This window comes from Adlercreutzia faecimuris (assembly GCF_022669055.1).
Classification (GTDB): Bacteria; Actinomycetota; Coriobacteriia; order Coriobacteriales; family Eggerthellaceae; genus Enterorhabdus; species Enterorhabdus faecimuris.
This window is the reverse complement of the sequence record NZ_JAJMLW010000001.1, coordinates 233,870-258,285: the sequence shown is the minus strand read 5'-3', so window position 1 is coordinate 258,285 and position 24,416 is coordinate 233,870. Positions and strand designations below refer to the sequence as shown.

Below are 24,416 nucleotides of genomic sequence, written 5' to 3'. Positions count from 1 at the left end.
CGTCATCCGCGTGTTTCACGTGAAACATCCGCGGGTGCCGCCTGCCGCGCGTATAATACGCCCGCACCATGAACGCCGCGGCCAGGGCGCCTTCCGCGTCGCATTCCCCGCGCGCAGCCATCGCAAGAGAAAAGAGAACCCCGTACCCATGCTGCAAGAGAACATCCGCAACGTCGCCATCATCGCCCACGTCGACCACGGCAAGACCACGCTGGTCGATCGCCTGCTGTGGGCGTCCCACGTCTTCCGCGAGAACCAGCAGGTGGCCGAGCGCGTGCTCGACTCCAACGACCAGGAGCGCGAGCGCGGCATCACCATCCTGTCCAAGAACATCTCCATCACCTACAAGGGCGTCAAGATCAACGTCATCGACACGCCGGGCCACGCCGACTTCGGCGGTGAGGTCGAGCGCGTGCTCAACATGGCCGACGGCGCGCTGCTCATCGTCGACGCCTACGAGGGCCCCAAGCCGCAGACGCGCTTCGTGCTGTCCCACGCGCTCGAGCGCGGCCTGCGCATCGTCGTGGTCGTGAACAAGATCGACCGCCCCAACGCCAACCCCGAGGCGGCCGTCGATAAGGTGTTCGACCTGATGGTGGAGCTGGGCGCCACCGACGAGCAGCTCGACTTCCCCGTGGTGTACGCCTCGGCCGTCAACGGCTACGCGCGCAAGGACCCCGAGGACGGCAACATGGACATGGTGCCGCTGCTCGACACCATCCTCGCGGAGATCCCCGCGCCCGACGTCGACCCCGACGGCGCGGTGGCGCTGCAGGTGTGCACGGTCGACCACTCCAGCTATGAGGGCCGCATCGGCGTGGGGCGCCTGCACAGCGGCACCCTGCACGAGAAGGAGAACGTGCTGGTGGTGAAGGCCGACGGCGCCGAGCGCACCGCCCAGGTCCGCAAGGTGTACACCTTCGAGAACCTGGGGAAGGTGGAGGTCCCCGAGGCCCACGCCGGCGACATCGTGGCGGTCATCGGCATCGAGGACGCCGACATCGGCGACATCCTCACCAGCCCCGATAACCCGGTGGAGCTGCCGGCCATCGCCGTGGAGGAGCCCACCATGGCCGTCGTATTCGAGGCATCCACCAGCCCGCTCGTCGGTCGCGAGGGCGATATCGTCGGCGGCCGCCAGCTCAAGGAGCGCCTGCTGCGCGAGAAGGAGAGCAACATATCCATGCGCATCACTGAGCTGGAGGACAAGTCCGGCATCGAGGTGGCCGGCCGCGGCGTGCTGCACCTGTCGGTGCTGATGGAGACCATGCGCCGCGAGGGCTTCGAGTTCCAGGTGGGCCGCCCGCGCGTGGTGTACAAGAAGGCCGAGGACGGCAGCCGCCTGGAGCCCATCGAGGAGGCCACGGTCGACGTGCCCAACGAGTACGCGGGCAAGGTCATCGAGGTCATGGGCACCGCCGGCGGCATCATGGAGGACATGGCGTCCGACGAGACCATGACGCACCTCACCTTCCGCATCCCCTCCCGCGGCACCATGGGCCTGAAGACGCGCGTGCTCAACGTGTCGCGCGGCGAGGCCGTGCTGTTCCACCACTTCAAGGAGTACGGCCCCTTCACCGGCGAGATGGCCGGGCGCAAGAACGGCGGCATGATCGCCATGTCCACGGGCAAGGCCGTGGCTTACGCGCTCGACACGCTGCAGGAGCGCGGGCGGCTGTTCGTCGGCCCGGGCGACGAGTGCTACGAGGGCATGATCGTGGGCGAGTCCGCCAAGGAAGGCGACATGGTGGTTAACGTCGAGAAGACGAAGAACCTGGGCAACCAGCGCTCCAGCACCGCCGACAAGGCCATCCAGCTGACGCCGCCGATCACGTTCACGCTGGAGGAGGCGCTCGAGTACATCGAGGATGACGAGCTGGTGGAGGTGACGCCGCAGTCGATCCGCCTGCGCAAGCGCCTGCTGTCGGCCACCGACCGCAAGAAGGCCGCGAAGCGCGCGTAGGGCGCCTGCCGCTTCCGCCGCCGGCGTTCCCCGCTTTCTCGGACCCGGGATGTTTCACGTGAAACATCCCGGGTCCTTTCTTTCCAGCTCCTAGCGTCTGAACCATTACCGAAAGGGTCTTCTTTCTGCAGGTGAGCGCTGAAAAGCACGCTGCAGACTACTGGCGCTGTTTATCGGCTGTGAAACGAAAGTGGTCATATCGTGAACCGTCCCGCGCCCTCGCGCCCGTGTGTAAGAATACACGCGAAATGACCATGGAGGCCGATGCCCAAAACCCGGCGTCAAACCCCGGTCTTCATGATAGAGAAAGGCGCTTATGAAGAAGCTATCTGTCGCAAAGACCGTCTGCGTCTCGGCCCTGGCGCTCGCCTGCGTGTGGGGCGTCGTCGGCTGCTCCGGCGGCAAGACCGTCAACGGCGTCAAGCTGACGGGGGGCACTGCCGCCACCGTCAACGGCACGGAGATCCCCGAGGACGACGTCACGCTGGAGATCCAGGCCATCCGCGAGCGCATGTCGCTCACCGACGAGCAGGCCTGGGGCGAGTGGATGGCCCAGAACGGCTTCACCCCCGAGAGCGTCCGCGAGCAGGTCATCGACGGCCTGGTGAACCAGGAGCTCATCCGCCAGGTGTCCAAGGACAAGGAGATCGTGGTCGAGTCGTCCGAGGTCGACTCCTACGTGGACGACATGCGCTCGCGCTACGAGACCGACGAGCAGTGGAAGACGGCGCTCGAGCAGGCGGGCCTCACCGAGGAGGAGTACCGCGAGAACATCGAGCTGTCGCTGCTGTCCAACCGCCTGATGGAGACCGTCGACACCGAGACGGAGCCGGCCGAGGAGGATATGCTGACCTACGCGCAGATGTTCGCGTCCTCCTATGACGGCGCCAAGCGCTCGAGCCACATCCTGTTCGACTCGGGCGACGAGGCCACGGCCCAGGAGGTGCTCGAGAAGATCAACGCCGGCGAGCTGGACTTCGCCGAGGCTGCCACGCAGTACTCGAAGGACACCGGCAGCGCCGCCCGCGGCGGTGACGTGGGCTGGGACAAGCTGACCACGTTCGTCGACGAGTATCAGGACGCGCTCGACGGCCTGGACAAGGGCGCCGTGAGCGGGCTGGTGCCCAGCCAGTTCGGCATCCACATCATTGAGTGCACCGACGTGTTCGCCGCGCCGGGCGAGGTGACGAGCACCGACCAGCTCCCCGAGGAGTTCGTCGAGTCCATCCGCACCATGCTCACCCAGAGCCAGAGCTCGCAGAACTACAACACGTGGCTGACTGAGCAGCGCGAGGCCGCCGACGTGGTGGTGAACCCGATGCCCGAGGGGCTGCCGTACTACGTCGACATGACGCAGTTCGAGACGGCGGACGAGAACGCGACCGAGGGTGACGGCACCGGCGAGACCCCCGTGACGCCTGAGGGCGTGACCCCGGACGCCGGTGATGCGACCGGCGACCAGCCGACCGAGGGCGACGGCGCGACCGGCTCGTCCGACACCGCGAGCCAGGGCAGCGCGCAGCAGTAGCGCAGCACCCGCTTCCGCGACCTGCCGAGGGCCCGTGCTCCCACGAGGAGCGCGGGCCCTCTTGCGTTGGGGTGCGGTGCGGAGGGCAGCGCGAGCGCATCGCAGCGGACGCCACGGCGGGGTGTGAAAAAGAAGGGGCCCGTGCCTTGAGCACGGGCCCCTCGTCGTTTCTGGCGGAGGAGGAGGGATTCGAACCCTCGTCACCGGGGTTACCGGTGAAACGGTTTTCGAGACCGCCGCATTCAACCACTCTGCCACCCCTCCGCTTGGGGTGTGCGCCCGATGCGTCGGGCGCTATCGTCATTCGCCCTTCCGGCTTCCGTGATATTCCACATGGCTGCTTCCTCGGGGAAGTGTTTCACGTGAAACATCGGAAGGGAATGGCTGCGTAAGTTCAGTGGCGGAGAGGCGGGGATTCGAACCCCGGATACGCTTTTGGCGCATACACGATTTCCAATCGTGCTCCTTCGGCCAGCTCGGACACCTCTCCGCTGCTTACAGGCCGACCGGCGCAAACGCCGATGCAGCAAATACGTAGTATAGCGGAGCCGCCCCGCGCTCACAAGCGGGATTTTCCCGACCGGCGGGGGAGGTGCGAGGCGCGTTTCGGGCGCGTCGCGGGACATCGTGCATGCGGGTGTTATCGAGTTGTAGTTTCGTCTCCACAGCGCCTTCAGAAGGCATACAATGGCAACGTTGCGCTGCGCTCTCGCGCCGCCCTGTTCCGCCGCTGGGCCGAGCGCGGACGCAGCGCGCATCCCGCGTCCCGCGCCCGCGCGCCTGCTCCATCTGCGTCACCGCTTGCCCGCCTCCTAGGAAAGGACGCCATGTACTCGAAGCTCGTCGGGCAGACCGACAAGATCAACCAGCAGCTCGCACGCTACGGCGTGAAGTTCGGCATCTACAAGGACGGCCGCTTCGACGAGCGGCTGTTCCCCTTCGACGCGGTTCCGCGCGTCATCGGGGCCGAGCAGTGGGCGCAGCTCGAGCGCGGGCTCGTCCAGCGCGTCGACGCCCTCAACGCCTACCTGCGCGACCTGCACTCCGACGCGCGCATCATCCGCGACGGCGTCATCCCCGAGCACTTCGCCTACGCGTCGTCGGGCTACCTGCCGCAGTGCGAGCACATCATGCCGCCCAAGGGCATCTACTCGCACATCTCCGGCATCGACCTGGTGGAGGGCGAGGACGGCGAGTGGTACGTGCTCGAGGACAACCTGCGCATCCCCTCCGGCGCGTCGTATCCGCTGGTGGCGCGGGGGCTCTGCCGCCGCTGCGACGCGGACACCTTCCGCAACGCGCCGCTGGTGGACAACCGCGACTACGGCGCGCGGCTGCGCGAGGTGGTCGACTACGTGAACTGCGGCGGCATCAACGTGGTGCTGACGCCGGGCCGCTACAACTCGGCGTACTTCGAGCACGCCTACCTGGCCGAGCAGATCGGCGCGGTGCTGGCCGAGGCCGGCGAGCTGTTCGTCGAGGACGAGGTGCTCTACTACCGCGACGCCACGCGCAACACGCGGGTGGGCGCGGTGTACCGCCGGCTGTCCGACGAGTTCCTCGACCCGCTGTGCTTCCTGCCCGAGAGCCTGATCGGCGTGCCCAACCTGATGGCCGCCTATCGCGCGGGCAACGTCGCCATCCTGAACGCCCCGGGCAACGGCGCGGCCGACGACAAGGGCATCTACTACTTCGTCCCGCAGATGATCCGCTACTACCTGGGCGAGGAGCCCATCCTCAAGAACGCGCCGACCTACCTTCCCTACTACCCCGAGGACTTGGAATACGTGCTGGCCAACGCCGAGCGGCTCGTCATCAAGGACGTGGCCGAGGCGGGCGGCTACGGCGTCGTGTTCGGCAGCGAGCTGGCTCCCGAGGCGTTGGCCGAGCTGCTGGACAAGGTGCGCGCCGAGCCGCGGCGCTTCATCGCCCAGGAGGTGGTCGACTTCAAGTGCCTCGACACGTGGATCGGCGGTGAGATGGTGCCGCGCAAGGCCGACCTGCGCGCCTTCGTGCTGTCGGGCCGCAAGACCACCGTCTGGCCGAGCGGGCTGACCCGCTACGCGCGCGAGGCCGGATCGTGTGTCGTCAACTCGTCCCAAGGAGGGGGGTTCAAGGACACATGGGTTCTCTCTCGCTAGAGCGCGTCGGGCGGCTGCTGTGGCTGGGCCGCTACGTCGAGCGCAGCTACACGACGCTCCAGTTCATCCTGGCCACCTACGACGCCGCGCTGGACTCGGTGGAGGGCAACTGGAAGGGCCAGCTCGAGGAGCTCGGCTTCGACCAGGAGAACGACGATCCCATCGCCTTCTTCCGCGAGTGCCTGTTCAGCCGCGAGCTGACGGCTTCCATCTACTACTCCATGTCGGCGGCCTACGACAACGCCGTGGTGCTGCGCGACGTGATCGGGTCGGAGTCGGTGGCCTACGTGCAGATGGCGCTCAACGACATCGAGCGCGCCGAGCACTCCGACGCGCCGCTGCTCGACCTGCAGACGGTCATCGACTGCATCCTGGCGTTCAAGGGAAGCTGCGACGACTACGTGGTCAACGACGCTGCGCGCAACATCATCAAGTGCGGCTTTTCCATCGAGCGCATGGACCTGTACACCCGCCTGAGCTACCAGCTGGGCGACCTGCGTCGCGAGACGCAGAAGCTGGCCAGCCGCATCGACCGCACCGGGCTGCCCTACGACCGCGCGGCGTTCAAGGAGCTCATCGACGCGGTGTTCAGCCCGCGCTTCCCGGAGAAAACCACCTATGAGGAACTCGGCGTCATGCTGGAGCTGATCGCTCGGGTATTCTAGGCCGATGGCTTTTCGGAAGGTTTTCGCATGAGGATTCTCACCTACGTCTTCGAGACGGCGCTGCGGTTCAGCGAGCCGGTGGCCGACCACAGCTTCGTGCTGCGCTGTCTGCCCAAGTCGACGAACACCCAGAAGGTGATGGAGTCGCAGCTGTTCACGTTCCCGCGCCTGACGCTGAGCGAGCAGGTGGACGGGTTCGGCAACCGCATCGTGTCGGGTTACTGCCCGCAGCGCCACAAAAGCTTCGACTTCTACGCGACGGGGCAGGCCATGGTGTCCAACGAGCTGGCGGGCCCCACGCCGGCGCACCCGGTGTTCCTTCAGCCTTCGGCGCTGACGGTGCCCGACGACGCCCTGCGCGCCCTGGCCCGCGAGGTGCTGGGAGAGCGCGGGGAAGGGAAGCGCGGGGCGGCGCCAGCCGCCGGTGTTTCACGTGAAACAGGCGGGATGGGGAACGCGAGCGGCGCGGCGGATGTCGCGGGCGCGCCGACTGACGCCGGCGACTCGGCGCGCGGGGCGTGGGAGGACGCGGTGGCGCTGATGGCGGCCGTGCACGCGCAGTTCGCCTACGAGCCGGGCGCGACGAGCACCGCGACGACGGCCGCCGCCGCGCTGGCGCTGGGTCGCGGCGTGTGCCAGGACTACGCGCACGTGCTGATCGCGCTGTGCCGCTGCGCGGGCATTCCCGCGCGCTACGTGACGGGGCTGATGGTGGGCGAGGGCGCCACCCACGCGTGGGTGGAGGTGCACGACGGCGTGCGCTGGCGCGGCGCCGACCCGACGCACGACCGCGCCGTGGACGACCGCTACCTGCTGTTCGCCACCGGCCGCGACTTCGGCGACTGCCCCATCGAGCGCGGCGTGTTCCGCGGCAGCGCGGCGCAGACCCAGGCGGTGTCAGCGTCGCTCACCGACAACGAGTCCGATGACGCCCCGGCTCTCGGGCTCGTGCGCGCGCTGGGCTAGGGGCGCCTCATGATCGAGACCGTCTTCTCCGCCGAGCTTCCCGTGCGCGAGCACCTGCTCGTGCAGAAGAACCGCATCATCGGCGCCGACCTGGCCGCCGCGCTGGACGCCGCCGCGGACGACGACGCGCCCGCCGCGCCCGGGCCGCGCGGGAATGTTTCACGTGAAACATTCGCACGGGAGGAGGAGCGCCTCGCGCCTGACGCGGGCTCGGGCGCCCACGCCGCGCCCGCGCTCAACGACGCGCAGCGGGCGCTGCTGGACGCGGCCCCGCGGCTGGCGGTGGTCACGGGCATCCACGGTGACGAGCTGGAGGGCCAGTACGTCGCCTTCGAGCTGGCCCGCCGCCTGAACGAGCATCGCGACCAGGTGCACGGCATCGTCGACATCTACCCTGCCATCAACCCGCTGGGGATCAACGCCATCGAGCGCGGAGTCCCCGGCTACGACCTCGACCTCAACCGCATCTTCCCCGGCGACGCAGACGGCCCGCTGACCGAGGCCCTGGCCGCGGCCGTGGTGGCCGACATCGCCGGCGCCGCCGCGTGCGTCGACATCCACGCCAGCAACATCTTCCTGCGCGAGATGCCGCAGATCCGCATCAACGAGCTGTCAGCCGACGAGCTGCTGCCCCTGGCGCCCCTGCTCAACATCGACTTCGTGTGGGTTCACGCCTCGGCGACGGTGCTCCAGTCGACGCTCGCCTACGCGCTCAATGCGCTGGGGACGCGCACGCTGGTGGTCGAGACCGGCGTGGGCATGAGGATCACGCCGAGCGAGGTGATGCGCCTGACTGAGGGGATGTTGTGCCTGGCCGCGCACCTGGGCATCTGGAGCGGCCCCTTCGAGGAGCACGGCGCGCCCCTCATCAGCGCCGACCAGGCGGTCAGCTTCCTGAACGCCGGCGCGGCGGGCGTGTTCCTCCCCAAGGCCGCCCACGGGCGGCGCGTGGGGAAGGGCGAGCTCATCGGCGTGATCGTCGACCCGCTGACCGGCGAGGTGCGCGAGCGCGTCACCTGCCCCGCCAGCGGCCTTCTGTTCACCCTGCGCGAGTACCCGGTGGTCTACCCCGGCTCGCTCCTCGCCCGGGTGCTCTCGGAATGACTGTGCCCCGCGTTCGCCCCTGATCCCCTGACGAGAAGCTAGGAACCCTCCCATGCGTACCATCGAGCTCTTCCGCCTGGAAACCCCCTACCGCGAGACGCTGGTCGTCGAGGGCTTCGCCTTCGGGCCGGCTGCCGCCGACGCCCGCGCGAGCGTCGCCATCGTCGGCGCTCTGCGCGGCAACGAGATGCAGCAGGCCTTCATCTGCGCCAACGTGGTGAAGCGCCTGCGCGCGCTGGAGGACGCCGGCGCGCTCGCGGACGTGGGGATCCTGGTCATCCCCGTGGTCAACTCGTTCTCGATGAACATCGCGCACCGCTTCTGGCCGATGGACAACACCGACATCAACCGCATGTTCCCCGGCTACGACGCCGGCGAGACCACCCAACGCATCGCAGCGGGGCTGTTCGACGTCATCAAGGACGCCACCTACGGCATCCAGCTGGCCAGCTACTACCTGCCCGGCGAGTTCGAGCCCCACGTGCGCATCACCGACACCGGCGTCGTCGACCTGGCCGAGACGCGCCGTTTGGCCGACCTGTTCGGGTTCCCCTACGCGCTGCTCAAGCAGCCGGCGCCCTTCGACACCACCACGCTCAACTACAACTGGCAGGTGTGGGGCGTGCGCGCGTTCTCGCTGTTCAGCTCGGTGGTCGACCGCATCAGCGCCGGCCCGGCCGACTTCGTGGTCGACTGCATCATGCGCTTCCTCGAGGGCATCGGCGCCATCCGCCCCGAGCTCGCGCCCGCGCCGCCAGCAGACGCGCCCGCGCCGTGCGAAGCTCCCGCCGTGCCCGAGGCGCCCGTCGCGCCCGCCGGCGCCCAAGATGTTTCACGTGAAACAGCGGGAAACGGGGAAGGCGCCGCGCCCGCGCCGTTGCGCACCGGCATGCGCACGGGGTGGGAGGTATCGCCGCGGGGGCCCTACGAGACGGCGTTCTGTCGCGAGGACGCGCTGGTGAACGTGCGCACCTCGCGCGCGGGGTTCTTCAAGCGCGTCGCCGCCATCGGCCAGCGCGTGGAGGAGGGTGATGCCCTGGCGCGCATCCTCAGCACCGAGGACTGCGAGGTGATCGAGACCCTGCGCGCCCCCGTCGCCGGCACGGTCTTCTTCCGCCACGAGGCCGCCCTCATCAACGGCGAGACCATCGCCTTCAAGGTGATGCCCGCCTAACGCCCGTCGCCTGCGCGCCGCCCGACGCCCCGCGTCCCACGCCGCATCCTCTCACGCCCGTCCCGCGCCTCTTTATCCCCGCTTTTCAATGACTAGGAAGATCATCGGGTTGGTGGGGTTTCGTGGATGGTGTGGAGAGTTGGGGGGCGGGCGGCGGTTTCGGGGTTCTTTCAGCCTTTTTTCAGGTTGCAGTGACTAAAATGGGGCAGCTTTCAGGACGTAACAGGAAGGTTACAGAAACGATGCTTAAACTATCGCACCTCAAGCGCCTCGGCGTCTTCGCCGTCAGCGCGGCCCTCGTCGCCACCATGGCCGGCTGCTCCGGCGGCGGCGACGGCATCTCCGACACCTCGCAGGGCACCGCCGCCACGCTCAACGGCAAGCCCATCGGCGAGAAGCCCGTCACCGACTACATCGCCGACTTCCGCGAGACCGCCCAGCTCACCGACGACGACGCCTGGGCCCAGTGGATGGTGTCGAACGGCTACACGCCCGAGTCCGTCCGCGAGGAGGTCATCAACTTCTACGCCGACAAGCTGCTGCTGAAGCAGGCCGGCGAGGAGAAGGGCATCAAGATCGAGCAGAGCGAGATCGACGAGCAGCTCGAGCAGGCCAAGGCCATGTTCGAGGACGAGGAGAAGTGGAAGGAGGCCCTCGAGCAGAGCGGCATGACCGAGGAAGACTACATCGAGGAGGTCATCCGCACCAACCTCCTGCAGCAGAAGCTCCAGGACGCCCTCGCCTCCGAGGAGGGCAACGGCGCGTCCGATGACGAGCTGCTGGCCTACCTGCAGGACAGCACGGCGCTGCTCGACGGCGCCAAGCGCTCGAGCCACATCCTCTTCAACGCCGAGGATCGCGAGACCGCCGAGCAGGTGCTCGCCCGCATCAAGTCCGGCGAGCTCGACTTCGCCGAGGCCGCCAAGCAGTACTCCGCCGACAGCGGCAGCGCCGCGGACGGCGGCGACGTGGGCTGGGATGTCACCTCCTCCTTCGTGACCGGCTACCAGAGCGCGCTGACCGGTCTGGAGAAGGATCAGGTGAGCGACCTGGTCGAGAGCGACTACGGCATCCACATCATCAAGTGCACCGACGTGTACAACGTGCCCGAGGGCGGCATCAACGACCTGGGCCAGGTGCCCGAGGAGATCGTCGAGACCGTGCGCACCAACATGGCGGCCAGCACGGGCAGCACCTCGTTCTACTCCTGGTACAGCGAGTACCGCGACGCCGCCGAGCTGGACATCAACCCCATGCCGGAGAAGCTGCCCTACGCGGTGGATCTGTCGCAGTACGAGGCCGCGACGCCCGAGGTGACCGAGGATCCGGGCGCAGCCGACGCCGCCGCCACCGAGGCCCCGACCGACGGCACCGGCCAGGCGAGCACCAACTAGTCGCTGCGTGCGAAATCAATAGATGGCTGATAGATAGTCGGCCATGCAAGGAAAATCGCGCCCCGAAGGGGGCGCGATTTTTTTGCGTCTGGGGGGGGAGGGAGGAGCGGCTGGAGGGGCGGAACGAATGTTTCACGTGAAACATTTCGGAGTGCGCTCTAGGGGGATTCGCGCTTTCGAGCGGGGGAGGGAGGAGCGCTTTCGGGTGGGAGAAGTGGGCTCTTGCGGACGTGGCGAAAAGGGAGTTGGTGAGGTGAAACTTTTACGGACGGCAGGAGTCGTTTTCATTGCATTCAAGTAACGGGAAGTTTACAATCGGAAATTGGAGGCATGGCATCTTGCCTCCCGTTCGTGCGTTACCGGAGCCCTGGGCAAGACGGCTCCGCTCCTGAGAAGGGGAAGGCTCGGCAAAGTCTTCCTGAAAACAACTGAATAGCAAGGTCAAGCGGCTTTTCTGCCGCAAAGACACGCTCTTCTGGGCGAAGTAAGGCGAGTGCTATGAACGGACAAAACGACCCCCGTAACCACTCCGACCATGAGTCGGCGCGTATACGCGCGCATGTAAACGAGCAGTTACATTCTGCCTCGGGAACCCCTCCTCGCGACGAGGCTACCCGCGAGGAGGCATACGAGGCGTACGTAGCAGCGCGATCCACGGAGTCCCGTGCGTCCCGTCGCGCCCTGGCGCGGGCCGAGCGCGCTCGCGCACGCGCGGCCGCACGCGCGCGCGTTACTAGCGAGGGTTCGGAAAACGCTGCTGACCAGGTAATTCGCTCGTTCCGCACCCGTCCTTGGGTGAAGGCCGTCTCCACGGTGATGGCAGTGCTCCTGGCGGTCACGCTGTTCGACGTGACCGGCCTGCGCCCGCTGATGTTCGACGTGAGCGGCGACGACGCCACCGCGGCCACCGAGGCCGAGGGCGTGAAGGACGCGAAGGAGGACCTGGGCGACCTGGCCGCCGACGCGCCGGCCGACGCAGATGCCGTCGACGCCGCCGAGGGCGATGCCGCGGACGCCGACTCCGACGCCCCCGCCGGCGACGCGACCGACCCCGACGCCGCCGACGCGAACGCCGACGAGCCCCAGGATCCCGCCGCCGCGAAGGCGGCGCTGCTGCAGCAGGTGGCCGACGAGCCGCTTTCCGCCGACGCCCTGGCCGCGCTCATGCCCGCCAACCTGACGGACGCTGACGCCGTGCTTCCCCACCTCACCGACGACGCCAAGGACGCCGCCGCGGTGGCATCCCGGATCAACCCCTTCATCGACGTGTGGGGGAAACCGCTCATGGGAGGCTCTTCGTTCTCTGTGAAGTCCGGCCGGGCTAAGGCCCGTCTCGACCTGGGCAACCTGGGCGAGCTGCTGGAGGGCGGCTACGTCGCCGGATCGGCCGAGGGCGACGCCCTGGTGGCGATGATCGACCTGCCCTACCTGGCCCGCGTGTCCGACGACGGGCTGGTCGCCACGCTGTCGCAGGAGGAGTGGCGCCTGCGCACCGCCCTGTGGGCCGAGGCCAACAAGGCCGGCGCCGCCGCGTCCGGCTACGACGCCGTCGCCACCGCGGCCGCGTCCCGCGCCGGCAACCCCGACGACGTGGCCCGCGCCCCGCGCGTCGCCCTGTTCGCCGACGCCGTGCCGGCTGGCTGGTCGGTGTGGCAGGAGCATGACGGCCGCTACGTCCAGCTGGCCGACGCCGACGTGCGCGCCGGCGCGTCCGGCCGCCTGATCCTGCGCTGGGAGGGCACCGACGCCGAGCGCCCGGGCCAGCTCTCCGCCGCCGACGCCGCCGCGGCCAGCCCCTCCTTCGAGCTGGGCTTCGCCGGGGCCGTGCCCGAGGACGAGTCGGTCACCGTGTCCTACGGCTTCGAGCTGCACAGCTATACCGCGCCCCTCACCGAGGAGCAGGCGGCCGCCGCGGAGAAGGATCCCGCCGCGCCCGAGGCGCAGCCCACCGTCACCGTCGGGAAGGCCCTGCGCAAGGCATCGGGCGCCGTCACGCTGACCAACGCCGACTCCAAGGCCAAGGCCGAGCTCACCGTCGCCACCCTCGGCACGCCCGAGATGCCGCAGGCCGGCGGCGCGGGCGCGGGCTGGTGGCACGCGCTGGCCACCTTCGCGGTGCCGCGCGACGTGGTGGCCGCCAGCACCGTCGGGCTGTCGGCCCAGTGGCGCGCCGACTGGCAGGGCAAGAACGGCATCCCCACCAGCTCGCTCGCCCGCTTCCGCGTGGCGAAGGACGACGAGGAGGCCGAGGACGGCCGCATCGACCAGCTCGCCCTGGCGGCCGCGGCCGGCGGGGAGGTCGACGTCGCGGCCGAGACGCTGGCCGACAACACCTACATCGGCGTGCCCGGCCAGGGCGGCGCCGTCGTGCTGGACGTGACCGACCTGACCGACGCCCAGATCGCCTCCATCGACGCGGCCGACCCGGCCACCATCGAGGCGCTCGGCCTGGAGCCCATAGCCTACGAGCTTTCCACCGACGGCACCGTCCGCGTGCTGCGCGACCGCTCCGCCGGCCGCGTCGAGCCCGGCGCCCAGCGCAAGCTGCTGGTGGCCGCGCCCTTCGACGAGGCCGCCCTCACCGACGCGCCGCTGCCCGAGGGCGCGCCGGCCGACGCCACGCCCGACTACGCGCCCGTCACGGCCACCTTCGGGATGCAGGCCGGATCGGTGGACAACGGCGAGCCCGTCTACCTGACCGAGGTGGCCGACCTGGCCGCCACCTTCAAGCGCGTCGACGCGCCCGAGGCCCCCGCCGTCCCCGACGACGAGCCCGGCGCCGACGACCCGGACGCCGACGAGCCCGACGCCGACGACGAGCCCGCCGCCCCGGCCGAGCCGGACGAGAACGGCGTCATCCCGCCGAGCGGCCCGGCCATCGACCTGCCCGACGGCCCGTCCATCCCGATGGCCGGCACGCCTGAGAACCTGCTGGGCGTGGGCGGCAGTTTCACCATCATGCGCGCCCCGCTGCGCGCCGCCGCCCCGCGCGCCGCGGCCATCGACTGGAACAACATCATGGACCCGTACGCCACGCTCCTCACCGAGAACGAGGCGCTGCCGGGCACCGTGAACACCTGGCTCATCAAGGGCACGTCCGAGATCACCCGCATCAACCTGACGGCCGACTTCGCCTTCAGCCTGGGCTACCTGGGCGACCAGCAGAACAAGACCAAGTTCACCGTCAACATCCCCTACCTGTACTTCGACGACAAGAACGCTGTGTGGCCGGCCTACACCTACGAGGAGTACCAGGCCGCCATCAAGAAGTACTACGCCTACAACGTCAACAACGCCATGAGCCTGCGGCTCGTCCCCGACACGAGCTTCTTCACCCAGTGGGACGTCAAGGACGACCGCAACCGCTCCATCACGGCCACCAGCTACAACGCCTACTACAAGGACGGCCTGGTGGGCTCGTTCACGTTCTCGTACAAGGGCCTCAACGCCCGTGGCGAGATGGATCCCAACTTCAAGCGCCCTGAGTTCCAGGTGCAGTTCATCGGCACCATCCCCGAGAACACCGGCGCCACCATCATGGTGGGCGGCGATGCGACGCTATTCAACGACATGGTCACCAAGCACACCGGCAACTTCCATCGCGACCCCGGCAAGATGGAGGCCGGCGACATCCACAACCGCACGATGACCTTCATCAAGACCAACCTGCAGTGGCGCACCACCGTCACCAACATGTGGAGCCCGGCCATGTGGGATCGGTTCAACTACATGGTCTATCGCGTCGAGACGGTGAACACCTCGAAGGAGAAGGACACCCTCATCGACTACCTGGGGCACTCCTTCCTGTTCCCCGGCGACCAGAACGGCGGCGGTGGAATGCGCCAGGAGGACGTCATGGCCTTCTGGGCCGAGGATGGTTCGAAGGTCGCCCCCGGCGTCAGCAGCAACCCGAGCGCCGTGGGGCCCAACGGCAACTCCGCCCTCATCGGCAAGCCGGGAGAGGGCGGCGTCCTCATCTACGACGTGACCCAGGTGGACGACGTCATCTGGAACAGCGTGGACAACGGCGGCCTGGACCTGGACAAGTTCTCCAACATCCAGGACTTCCTCGACCTGACCGACGCGACCAGCGGCAAGCCCCTGGTGCGACAGCTGGAGTACATGACCGGCGGCCAGCCCTCGCGCGTGACGTTCCGCATCGGCGAGGGAGAGGGCGGAACGCTCATCCCCCAGACCGACGACGACCGCGTCGTCATCCTGCTGGCGCTGCCCTACACCAACAACTTCACGCCCTTCACCATGAACGGCGTCAAGGTGTATCCCAACGTGTCGCTGGACACCACGACCACCGTCTACTTCGGCGGCCGCGGATCGGACGACTACTCCTGGACCAAGACCCTCTACAACTCCGACTCGTTCAAGGAGGCCAAGAACGGGTTCGAGTACACCAAGACGGCGTGGAACCGCCTCGGCCGCAACTGGACGGGCGACGCGCGCGACCGCCTGGGGTACTCCACCCGCTACCGCATCAGCGGCATCACCACCACCGGCAACATGCCCGTGTCGGCCAATGACCTGACGCTGCCCTACGGCCCGGTCATCAACGACACCATGCCCAGCAACTACGAGATGCTGAGCATCGAGTTCCGCATGAAGCGCGAGCACCAGGTGGCCGGCAACCCCGTCCCCTACGACCTGTCCGACTACGTGTACACGGGATCCGGCGCGACGCCGGATCCGGCGAACGCCGTGCAGTTCGAGGTGCGCACCGGCGCCGACCGCCCGGGATCGGCCGCGCCGCGCCAGTGGGTGACCCTGACGGGCAGCCCCCAGTACGTGGGGCCCGACCCGGAGAACCCGGCCTACGACATCTACCGCGTGGGCGGCACGACCACCAACGACGGCATCGCCGCGCTGCTGGAGGCCAGGGGCATCGCCGCCAAGCCGCGCAACTCGACGGTGACCGGCACCGCCACGTCCATGGCCTTCACCGGCAAGATGCGCTTCCTCATGGCGCAGGAGCTGCCCAAGGGCACCTCCCTGCCCGTGGATATCACCATCAACGGCATCATGCGATCACCCGTCAGCAACGGCGCCGACGGCCGCTACACCAACACCATCGACGCCGAGTTCGGCCGCAAGCAGTGGGTCGTGCCCACCCAGAAGTACGACACGGCCAAGTACTACGGCGCCACGTCCCAGGCGAGCCTGCTGCCCGAGAGCGGCGTGCGGCCCTGGGTGGGCGGCGCGGCCTTCGACCTGCCCACCGGCGCCGCCACGCCCAACTACAGCGCGTGGGACGGCACCGAGAACGCGCCGCTCAACGAGTCGCGCTCGGGCTACGTGTTCCACCTGGGCAACGCCTCCACGTCGATGATCGAGCCGGGCAAGTTCGTCACCACCGACATGCGCATCGGCGACAAGCGCTTCACCGGCGCGTACTCCGGCCGCAACGGCATCTACGAGTACCGCGGCTTCGACACGAGCTCCATCGAGCTCAACGCCGCCCTGTGGTCCAAGTCCAACATATCTGGCGTGCGCGTGTGGTACAAGAGCCCCAACCACACCTTCGGAACCTCCGGCGCCGACACCCAGTCCACCTGGTTCAGCCGCCAGGACATCATCTCCCACTACCTGCGATCCGACGGCAGCGTGGCCATCCCCAAGAGCGCCTGGAGCGGCACCGGCTGGAACAACTACTACTTCCTGCGCCTGGAGATAACCTTCGACACCTTCAACAGCGATGTGGCCAACGCCTCGAGCCCCGGCGCGGCCGGGTCTCCCGCCGTCATCCTGCGCGGCACCACCAGCTACACCGGCCAGTACAAGGTGACCGGCACCTTCTCCACCTCCTACTCGCTGGGCGGGGCGACCGTGCAGTCCCAGGGCAGCGGCACGCTCAACGTCAACCCGGCCCAGCCGCGCGTCTACGCCAACGCGTGGGAGGACAGCATCGGCTGGAGCGGCTGGAACGCCGAGCGCGCCTCGGCGCTGCTGCGCAACCGCTCGGGCTTCGCGTTCCACTGGGGCAACTACAGCCCCACCGTGCTGGAGCCCGGCCGGTTCCTCACCTCGGCCATGCCCTACGAGATGCACGACGGCGCCCGCCGCGGCTTCGAGACCGACTGGGTGTACCTGTCGAAGGAGACCTTCGACTGCACCAACAACACCATCAACGAGATCATCGTCACGGCGCTCGATCCCGACAACAACGAGGTCACCTACACCTGGAAGAAGGGCGACGGCGTCGACCAGATCACCCCGCTCAAGGCGGCGGACGGCAGCGTGCGGCTGACCCCGGCCGACTGGGGGAAGAACTACTTCAGCCGCATCGAGGTGCGCTTCGACGAGATGCAGGCCAACGTGTCCGCCGCGCCCACCGGCTATGGCACTGGCCCGCGCGTGCAGATCCACGGCATGACCACGTGGCTGGCCAATCAGCTGCGGGTGCAGGGCGAGCTGCGCAGCTGGTACACCTACCTGGACGACGACGGCGTCGAGCAGGTCGACGACACCATGAACGTCAGCAGCATCGGCAAGGACGTCAACGGGAAGTGGATCGACGGCTACCCGTGCACCTCCATCCTGGCGCCCTACAACGCCAGCCCGGTGGTGGACGCCTACGCCTTCGACGTGAAGAAGAGCTCCAAGTTCAGCGGCAACGGCGGCACCCAGTCGGCCCCGCTCAACTCCAAGCGGTCGGGCTGGTACTTCCGCCTGCGCAACACCAGCGACTCCTACGTCGACCCGGGCGTCTTCAGCACGTCTAACATGACCTACCAGGTCATAGACGGCGACAAGCGCGGCTTCGAGACGTCCTCGGTCACGCTGACCCGCGGCCTGCTGGCCAAGGGCACCATCGACAAGGTGCGCCTGTACTACTCCGACGCGGCCTTGGCCGACAGCTATATAGAGATCCCCTGGGATGCCAGCGCTGGCGCGCCCGACAACCTGCAGAACTACCTGGTGGCGGCCGGCAGCGCCGAGGCCACCCAGTACGGCGCCGACGCCGTGGGCAGCATCGTGCTGCCCGCCTCGGTGTGGAACAACGAGTACTTCGCCCGCGTGGAGGTGTACTTCGACCGCTACAGCCCCAACGTGACCGCCACGAGCACGGGCAGCCCCGACGACACGGCCGTCATCGTCTACGGCGCGCCCAGCCAGATGGGCACGCGGCCCCTGTCGGGCACGTTCCGCACGGTGCATCTGGGCAACCAGTCCGACAACGACACCAAGGACAAGTCGGCCACCTACACGGCCAGCCTGACGGCCAACACCATCAACCCGCAGCTCGCCATGAGCGCGGGGTGGTCGCTGGACGGCGCCGGCCACGACTCCGGCGTGTACAACAACGTCGACCGCAACGGCAAGGACGTGCGCAGCAACGTGGTGCCCTACCGTTGGGGCGAGAACCCCGCCCGCGAGAAGGCGTGGTTCCAGTACCAGCTGACCAACAACACCGAGTGCTCCGGCGACGAGGTGTACCTCAACCTGAACATCAACGAGATATCCGCCGACACGGACAAGAACCGCGGCGAGTTCCGCGGCTTCGTCGGGCGCGAGCTGGTCATCGCCGGCTTTAGCCAGAACGCCAAGGGCGAGTGGGTGCACACCTCGGGCACGCTCCACGGCATCGACGTGTACGACTACACGAACGCCAAGGTGATGAGCCTGACCATGGCAGACCTGGTGCCCTTCATCAGCGGCGGCACCCTCACGCTGCCCTTCAAGGTGAAGGACCCGACCACCGGCGACGTGGTCAACGTCGGCGTGAAGACGGTGCAGCTGCGCTACAAGACCCTCAACGAGTGGGTCGTGGGCGCCAACACCATGACCGCCACCATCTACGGCATGATGGAGACCCACGGCGCGGCCATGAACAACGCCAACGGCTACTGGACCGGATCGGGCAGCTCCCGCCACTACGTGCCGCCCGACCCCATGTACCAGTACCGCTACACCACGGGCGCCTGCTCGTTTGGCCCGCTGGACCGGCGCTACAACGACGCGAACGGTAACCACACTATCGGCCGGTCCACCAGCTGGCGCAGCTACATCGGCTGGTTCGACTGGTGGTCGGACGCCTGGGCCTACCGTGACGCCTACACGGCGCCGGGCCACACCTCCCCGCTCATGAACGCCGCCACGGGCGACCCGGTGGAGGTCGTCCACAACGCCGACGGCTCGGGCTACCACTTCCGCGTGAAGAACAACACGCTGTCGAGGTCGGACTACAACGCCCTCACCTTCGACCTGACGTCGGTGTCCAACAAGCTGTCCGTGGCGAACCCGGGTGAGGTGTACGGGTTCCTCACCAAGGAGGTCACGCTGAACGCGGCGGTGGGGGAGTCGGGCCACTACTGGGATGAGCTGCCCAACGCCGCCGGCGCCTCGCGCCAGGGCGAGTCGACGCTGAAGACCGTCAACTTCTTCTTCGCCGACTCCGTCACCGGCGCGGCGCCCGCCACCCCGGACGTCAAGCTGACCCTGGCCGACCTGCAGAAGTACAAGCAGCCCAACGGCAGCTACAAGATTCCCGTGCACACCGACGCCACCCAGACGGCCGGCGCCGAGTTCACCGCGCACGCGACCAAGTACCTGCGCAAGGTGACCGTCAGCTACGACGTGCTCGACCCGTCCTACTTCAACAAGCTGATGGAGGTGGACTTCAAGGGCCAGACCACCTGGTACTCCAACTACAACACCACCGTCCACATGGACGGCGTCATGGGTGCGGCGCAGACGGGCACCGGGTTCCCCGGCGGCAACTACGTCGCGCGGGCCACGCGCCAGGATCCGAGCCTGCTGACGGGCCGCCCGGCGCTCGACGTGACCACCCACGGCCGGTACGTGGACATGGGCGAGGGCGCCTACAGCAGCAGCGCCACGAGCGACGGCAACATCACCCGCATATCGGCTCCCTACGACCGCGACCTGCTGCTGTGGGCGCAGTTCGAGAACAGCCACGCCTACAACACCATCGACGGCGCCGACGTCGACCTGTACCTGGGCCTGTACCGCGAGAGCGGCATCGTCACGCCGCCGGGCTCCAATCCGACGGTGGCGCCCACCACGGCGTGGACCGGCTTCCACACCACCAAGATGACCATCACGGCCCAGTACCTCGAGCAGTGGGGGACGCCGGGCAAGATCCAGCTGACGGGCGCGCGCTCGTCCGAGGGCGCGGCGTCGCTCAAGGCCACGCTCGAGGCCCAGGTGGACGCCACCACCGGCGACCTGCTGGGCTTCAAGAGCGGCTCGACCACCTTCCCGCTGGAGGCCGACGGCAGCTTCGTGCTGACCGAGAAGCAGATCATCGACCTGGGCATCGACGAGCTCACCTTCGTCAAGTTGCTCGACTGGCGCGAGATGGAGCGCCGCACCTACCAGGCCTCCGGCGGCGCGAACGTGCAGCGCATCTACTTCGAGGGCTTCAGCGACCGCAACCTGGGCGAGACCATCAACGGCATCGACGCCCGCACCACGGTGTACCTGAACAACATCCGCCAGAACGCCCAGGTGGACGACAACTACTACTATCAGGTGAAGCGCAACGACCGCACCGAGATCCGCATGTCGAAGATGTTCTTCGACGCCAACACGCGCGTGGCCTACAACGACGAGAGCGATGAGAACCGCGCCTACCAGCAGTGGTCCTACGCCTTCGACGAGGACCACGACTACTGGAACAGCTACTGGGGTTGGGGCGGCACCGAGATCGATCAGCAGCTGGAGCTGGGCTACAAGGCGCTCGGATCCTACACGCTGGACTTCCGCCAGCTGAGGGGAACGAACGGCATCGAGAAGGCGTGCCACTACGACCAGTGGTGCCGCGACCACGGCCAGTACGCCGGCAGCAACTACTGGTGCTCCGAGGGCCGTGCCGGCAACCACGTGAGCACCATCGACGGGCGCACCTACAACACGGCGGCCGTGCTCGACTTCGAGCAGACCATCCCGAGCGACGCCTTCGACGCCTACTACGTGCGCGTGCGCGACGCCGCGGTGCCCTACCTCAACTCCATCACCGTCTACTACGCCGACGGCTCGTCCTTCGTGGTGGACAAGGCCGCCATCCAGGCCCATCGCCATAACGCCCGCGGCACGGGCACGGACGGCCAGAAGTACTTCCGCCTGAACCTGCTGGCCAAGGACGCCAGCGGCAAGCACGTGGCCGACTTCGACACCAACGACGAGACGAAGTTCTTCAAGGACGCCTACTCCGGCTACTGGAACTCGTCCGACCCGGCGGCGAACGACCGCGTGACCAAGATCGTCTACAACGTGTCCATCAACCAGAACCAGTACACCGATGCCAACAAGAACGTGGCCAACCAGGTGGACTTCGGCACCTGGTACCAGTGGAACAACCCCAACTACGACGCCTTCGAGGTGACGGGCCGCTTCTTCAAGGTGAAGGGCGAGATCTACTCCACCACCAACGTGAAGATGCGCATCGGCAACACCCAGGCGGCCGACGCCTCGGGCAACGGCAACAGCGCCACGCGCCCCTACCACAAGGCCCAGGTGCGCTACGACTCGGGCGACCGCAACGCCACCCAGAACTACCGGTCGAACTGGTCGTACCAGGACTACGTGCCGAGCGGCCACCACGGGCACGTCCCCTACAAGATGCGCCACCTGTGGACGCGCGCCCGCGCGGTGGTGGTGGAGGCCGGCGCCTACACGCGCAAGGGCCACTGGAGCTCGCTGGAGAACGGCCGCGACGGCATCGCCGGCGGCGTGCGTCCCAACGCGGTGCGCTTCGGCAGCGACCAGTACTTCTCGGTGTCGTTCCAGCGCCACTACGGATCGGCCCAGTACAACCAGTGGAGCAACAAGCTCTCGTTCACCGACGAGGCGGTGCTGCGCGACGTCATGCCCGTGTGCCGGCCCGACGCCGAGATGGACTACTACGGCTTCCTGTCCACCGGCATGCAGATCCTCGGCAGGGACAAGGCCAACTACGAGAACATCCTGCCCCACGTGAAGGAGATCATCTTCCGCCTGGAGCAGTACGACGCCGCCGGCGCCGTCATCGGTACGCGCTCGGTCACGGTGAGCCGGGCCGACCTGGGCGTGGACGCGGCCGTGGCCGCCAACAGGGGCGTCTACATCTACTTCGACCGCCCGAAGGCCGGCAACATCAAGGAGGACGTGCCGGAGAAGAGCGGCGGCAAGACCGACGACTTCGGCCAGGCCGTGGACAGCGGCAACTGCTACAAGCTGTCCCTGGGCGCCGAGGAGTTCGTCGACAGCTACGACATCGTGCTGCAGAACTTCGGCGGCGCGGGTGACCATTCCCAGGAGGTGGGGCGCAAGCACGGCGCCCAGGACAACATGGACCGCGGCAACGCCGACGTGCGCGTCTACGGGCGACCCTACGCCTACGTGAACCAGACCCCCACGGTGAACTCCGACGCCAACAACACGTCGCAGACCTTCACCCGCCGCTACGGCACCGAGCTGGGCGCCGGCAAGCAGGAGTACTGGCACGGCACCGACGGGCTTAACACGTCCAACACCTCGGACGACTTCGTCAACACCGACAACGCCTTCCTGCTGGGCTACCTCATCCCCTACGGCTACAACTTCAGCATCCAGCGCCGCGGCAACAACAGCTCGCAGGGGTCGATGCCCTACTTCGCGGCCAGCGACAACCCCTCGCCGGCCTACGACTCCTTCGAGGCGCGCTTCTGGAACATCAAGGACCGCTGGCCGAGCGACCCCGACCCCGACAACGACGGCCGCGTGTCCCACATCAACCAGGTGACGCTGCGCGCCACCACGTCGGGCGACTTCCGCCTGCAGAAGGTGTACGTGCCCAAGGAGCTGGTGCCCACCGACGCCAGCTGCGCCAAGGACGCTGACGGCAACCCGCTGTGGCTGGCCGTGCGCAAGTTCACCTTCGTCTACAACGGCAAGACCATCGCCGTCGACTGGCCCACGCTCCAGGGCATGGGCATCGTGTCGGCCGCGCCGCTTTCCAGCGGCACCTACGCCAACTGCTACGAGGTGGACCTGGAGAAGTACCTGCGCGAGCAGTTCAACCTGTGGTACGCGAGCAACGGCGCCGACGGCATCCGCCCGGTCACCTACACCGCCGTGCAGAAGACCAACCTCATCCCCGGCTACGCGGCCGACCTGACCACGGTCAACCGCACCTACATCAACAGCCGCATCAGCGACCTGTACATCGACTACTACTCGCCGACGGCGCACCGCAAGACGCCCCAGACCATGCTCGACTCGGGCCAGTACCTGTCGGGCAACCGGACCACCAGCGCGTCCGACCCGTACAACTACGCCTTCGCCTACGACGGCGTGTACGTCGACCGCACGCTCGACGACTTCCTGACCGCCCAGGAGACCACCTACGCCAACCTGACTGCGGGCAACTGGAACGAGTTCGCCACGCCCACGGGCAACAAGCAGGGCATGGCCTACCCCGACATCAACTGCCGCGAGACCCTGACCGTCGCCAGCACCCAGACGCGCGACCCCAACCACTGCGCCGTGAACGACCGCACCTACGTGCAGTCCGGCAACGACGGGTTCCACCACGACCCCTACGCCGACAACATCCTGTGGCACCGCCTGGCGCAGCTGGAGACGTCCAGTATCCGCGGCAAGCAGGTGACGCTCAACGGGGCGACGACCACCATCTTCGGCTACGACAACTCGAACAACGACATCGAGTCGCCCGTGTCCTACAGCCCCGAGTCGGCGGCCAAGGGCGCCAACATCCCCGACGGCGGCCTGTACGCCGGCGACTACGTGGAATACGTGGTGCGCGTGGGCAACAAGGCGGCGAGCGCGGGCAGCAAGTACGACGTGCCCCTGGAGTCGGTGGACGCCCGCTTCCAGGTGGAGGCGGGCCAGCGCATCGTCGGCTGGGAGGTGCAGAAGGTCAAGCAGGCCGACGGCACCTGGGTGGCCGACAACACCACCGGCCTGCCCGTCACCGCCGAGATCGGCGACACGAGCCTGGCGGCGCTGCGCGACGCGCCCCAGCAGGTGGACCTGTCGCTGCTCAACGGCGTGGAGTCCTACGCCCAGAACCGCGTGCTCATGATCAAGCTGGGCCGCGACAAGTGGGAGAAGCAGCCGCTGCTCGACGCTGACAATAACCCGGTTCTTAACGATCAGGGCCAGCCGATGTTCGAGGACGTCATGACCCCGCAGGCCGACCGCCAGGTGGCCCCCGGCGAGTACGTGGCCATCCGCATCATCACCCAGCTGACGGGCGAGCGCGGTACCGACGTCTACCACGAGTCCGAGAACAACACGGGCCGCTTCAACAACGCCGGCGACGTGCCGTCCTACCGCGACGTGGCCCTGCGGGCCGACTTCTACGCGGCCAGCGCGCCCATGCACGGCTACCTGCAGTACATCGTGCCTGGCGGCGGCGACAACAACCACGACGTGTGGGGCTACTCCAACGATACGGGCCTGCGCACCATCAACAACGGGGCGAACGCGTGGTACACCACGGCGCACCAGCGCGGCCTGTACACCAC

General features: G+C 67.8%; 9 protein-coding genes and 2 tRNA genes (1 of these 11 cut by a window edge). 9 read left to right on the top strand and 2 right to left on the bottom strand.

Annotated features, from left to right (window positions below; genetic code table 11):
• Window positions 1-148: 148 nt before the first annotated feature.
• Both typA and LPT13_RS00770 read left to right on the top strand, forming a co-directional pair.
• Window positions 149-1,963, top strand: coding sequence for a translational GTPase TypA (gene typA, locus LPT13_RS00775; protein ID WP_242162549.1), 1,815 nt, complete (start codon window positions 149-151; stop codon window positions 1,961-1,963).
• Window positions 1,964-2,279: 316 nt separating this feature from the next.
• Window positions 2,280-3,491 (top strand): peptidylprolyl isomerase, encoded by a 1,212-nt coding sequence (locus tag LPT13_RS00770; RefSeq protein WP_242162547.1) that lies wholly within the window; start codon window positions 2,280-2,282, stop codon window positions 3,489-3,491.
• Window positions 3,492-3,662: 171 nt separating this feature from the next.
• Here the strand turns inward: LPT13_RS00770 and LPT13_RS00765 are convergent.
• A tRNA-Ser gene (locus tag LPT13_RS00765) sits at window positions 3,663-3,755 on the bottom strand.
• A 134-nt stretch (window positions 3,756-3,889) separates the two neighbouring features.
• Window positions 3,890-3,981 (bottom strand) — tRNA-Ser (locus LPT13_RS00760).
• 337 nt (window positions 3,982-4,318) lie between these two features.
• On the opposite strand from LPT13_RS00760, the gene LPT13_RS00755 reads away from it, so the two are divergent.
• The 7 genes from LPT13_RS00755 to LPT13_RS00725 form a co-directional block, all read left to right on the top strand.
• Window positions 4,319-5,632: a circularly permuted type 2 ATP-grasp protein gene (locus tag LPT13_RS00755; RefSeq protein WP_242162545.1), complete on the top strand. Its 1,314-nt coding sequence runs from the start codon at window positions 4,319-4,321 to the stop codon at window positions 5,630-5,632.
• The gene (locus LPT13_RS00750) at window positions 5,614-6,297 is read left to right on the top strand and encodes an alpha-E domain-containing protein (protein WP_242162543.1); all 684 of its coding nucleotides are present in this window, start codon (window positions 5,614-5,616) and stop codon (window positions 6,295-6,297) included. The genes LPT13_RS00755 and LPT13_RS00750 overlap by 19 nt, the downstream gene beginning before the upstream one ends.
• A gap of 27 nt (window positions 6,298-6,324) precedes the next feature.
• Window positions 6,325-7,263, top strand: coding sequence for a transglutaminase family protein (locus LPT13_RS00745; RefSeq protein WP_242162541.1), 939 nt, complete (start codon window positions 6,325-6,327; stop codon window positions 7,261-7,263).
• A 9-nt stretch (window positions 7,264-7,272) separates the two neighbouring features.
• The gene (locus LPT13_RS00740; protein ID WP_242162539.1) at window positions 7,273-8,367 is read left to right on the top strand and encodes a M14 family metallopeptidase; all 1,095 of its coding nucleotides are present in this window, start codon (window positions 7,273-7,275) and stop codon (window positions 8,365-8,367) included.
• A 52-nt stretch (window positions 8,368-8,419) separates the two neighbouring features.
• A complete protein-coding gene (locus tag LPT13_RS00735; RefSeq protein WP_242162537.1) occupies window positions 8,420-9,541 on the top strand; it encodes a M14 family metallopeptidase in 1,122 nt (373 codons plus the stop codon).
• A 242-nt stretch (window positions 9,542-9,783) separates the two neighbouring features.
• Window positions 9,784-10,935, top strand: coding sequence for a peptidylprolyl isomerase (locus LPT13_RS00730; RefSeq protein WP_242162534.1), 1,152 nt, complete (start codon window positions 9,784-9,786; stop codon window positions 10,933-10,935).
• Window positions 10,936-11,751: 816 nt separating this feature from the next.
• Window positions 11,752-24,416, top strand: the 5' end (the start) of a protein-coding gene (locus LPT13_RS00725; RefSeq protein WP_242164231.1) for an InlB B-repeat-containing protein. The gene runs 24,043 nt beyond the window's last position; only the first 12,665 of its 36,708 coding nucleotides appear in the window; it begins with the start codon at window positions 11,752-11,754; its stop codon lies beyond the right edge, outside the window.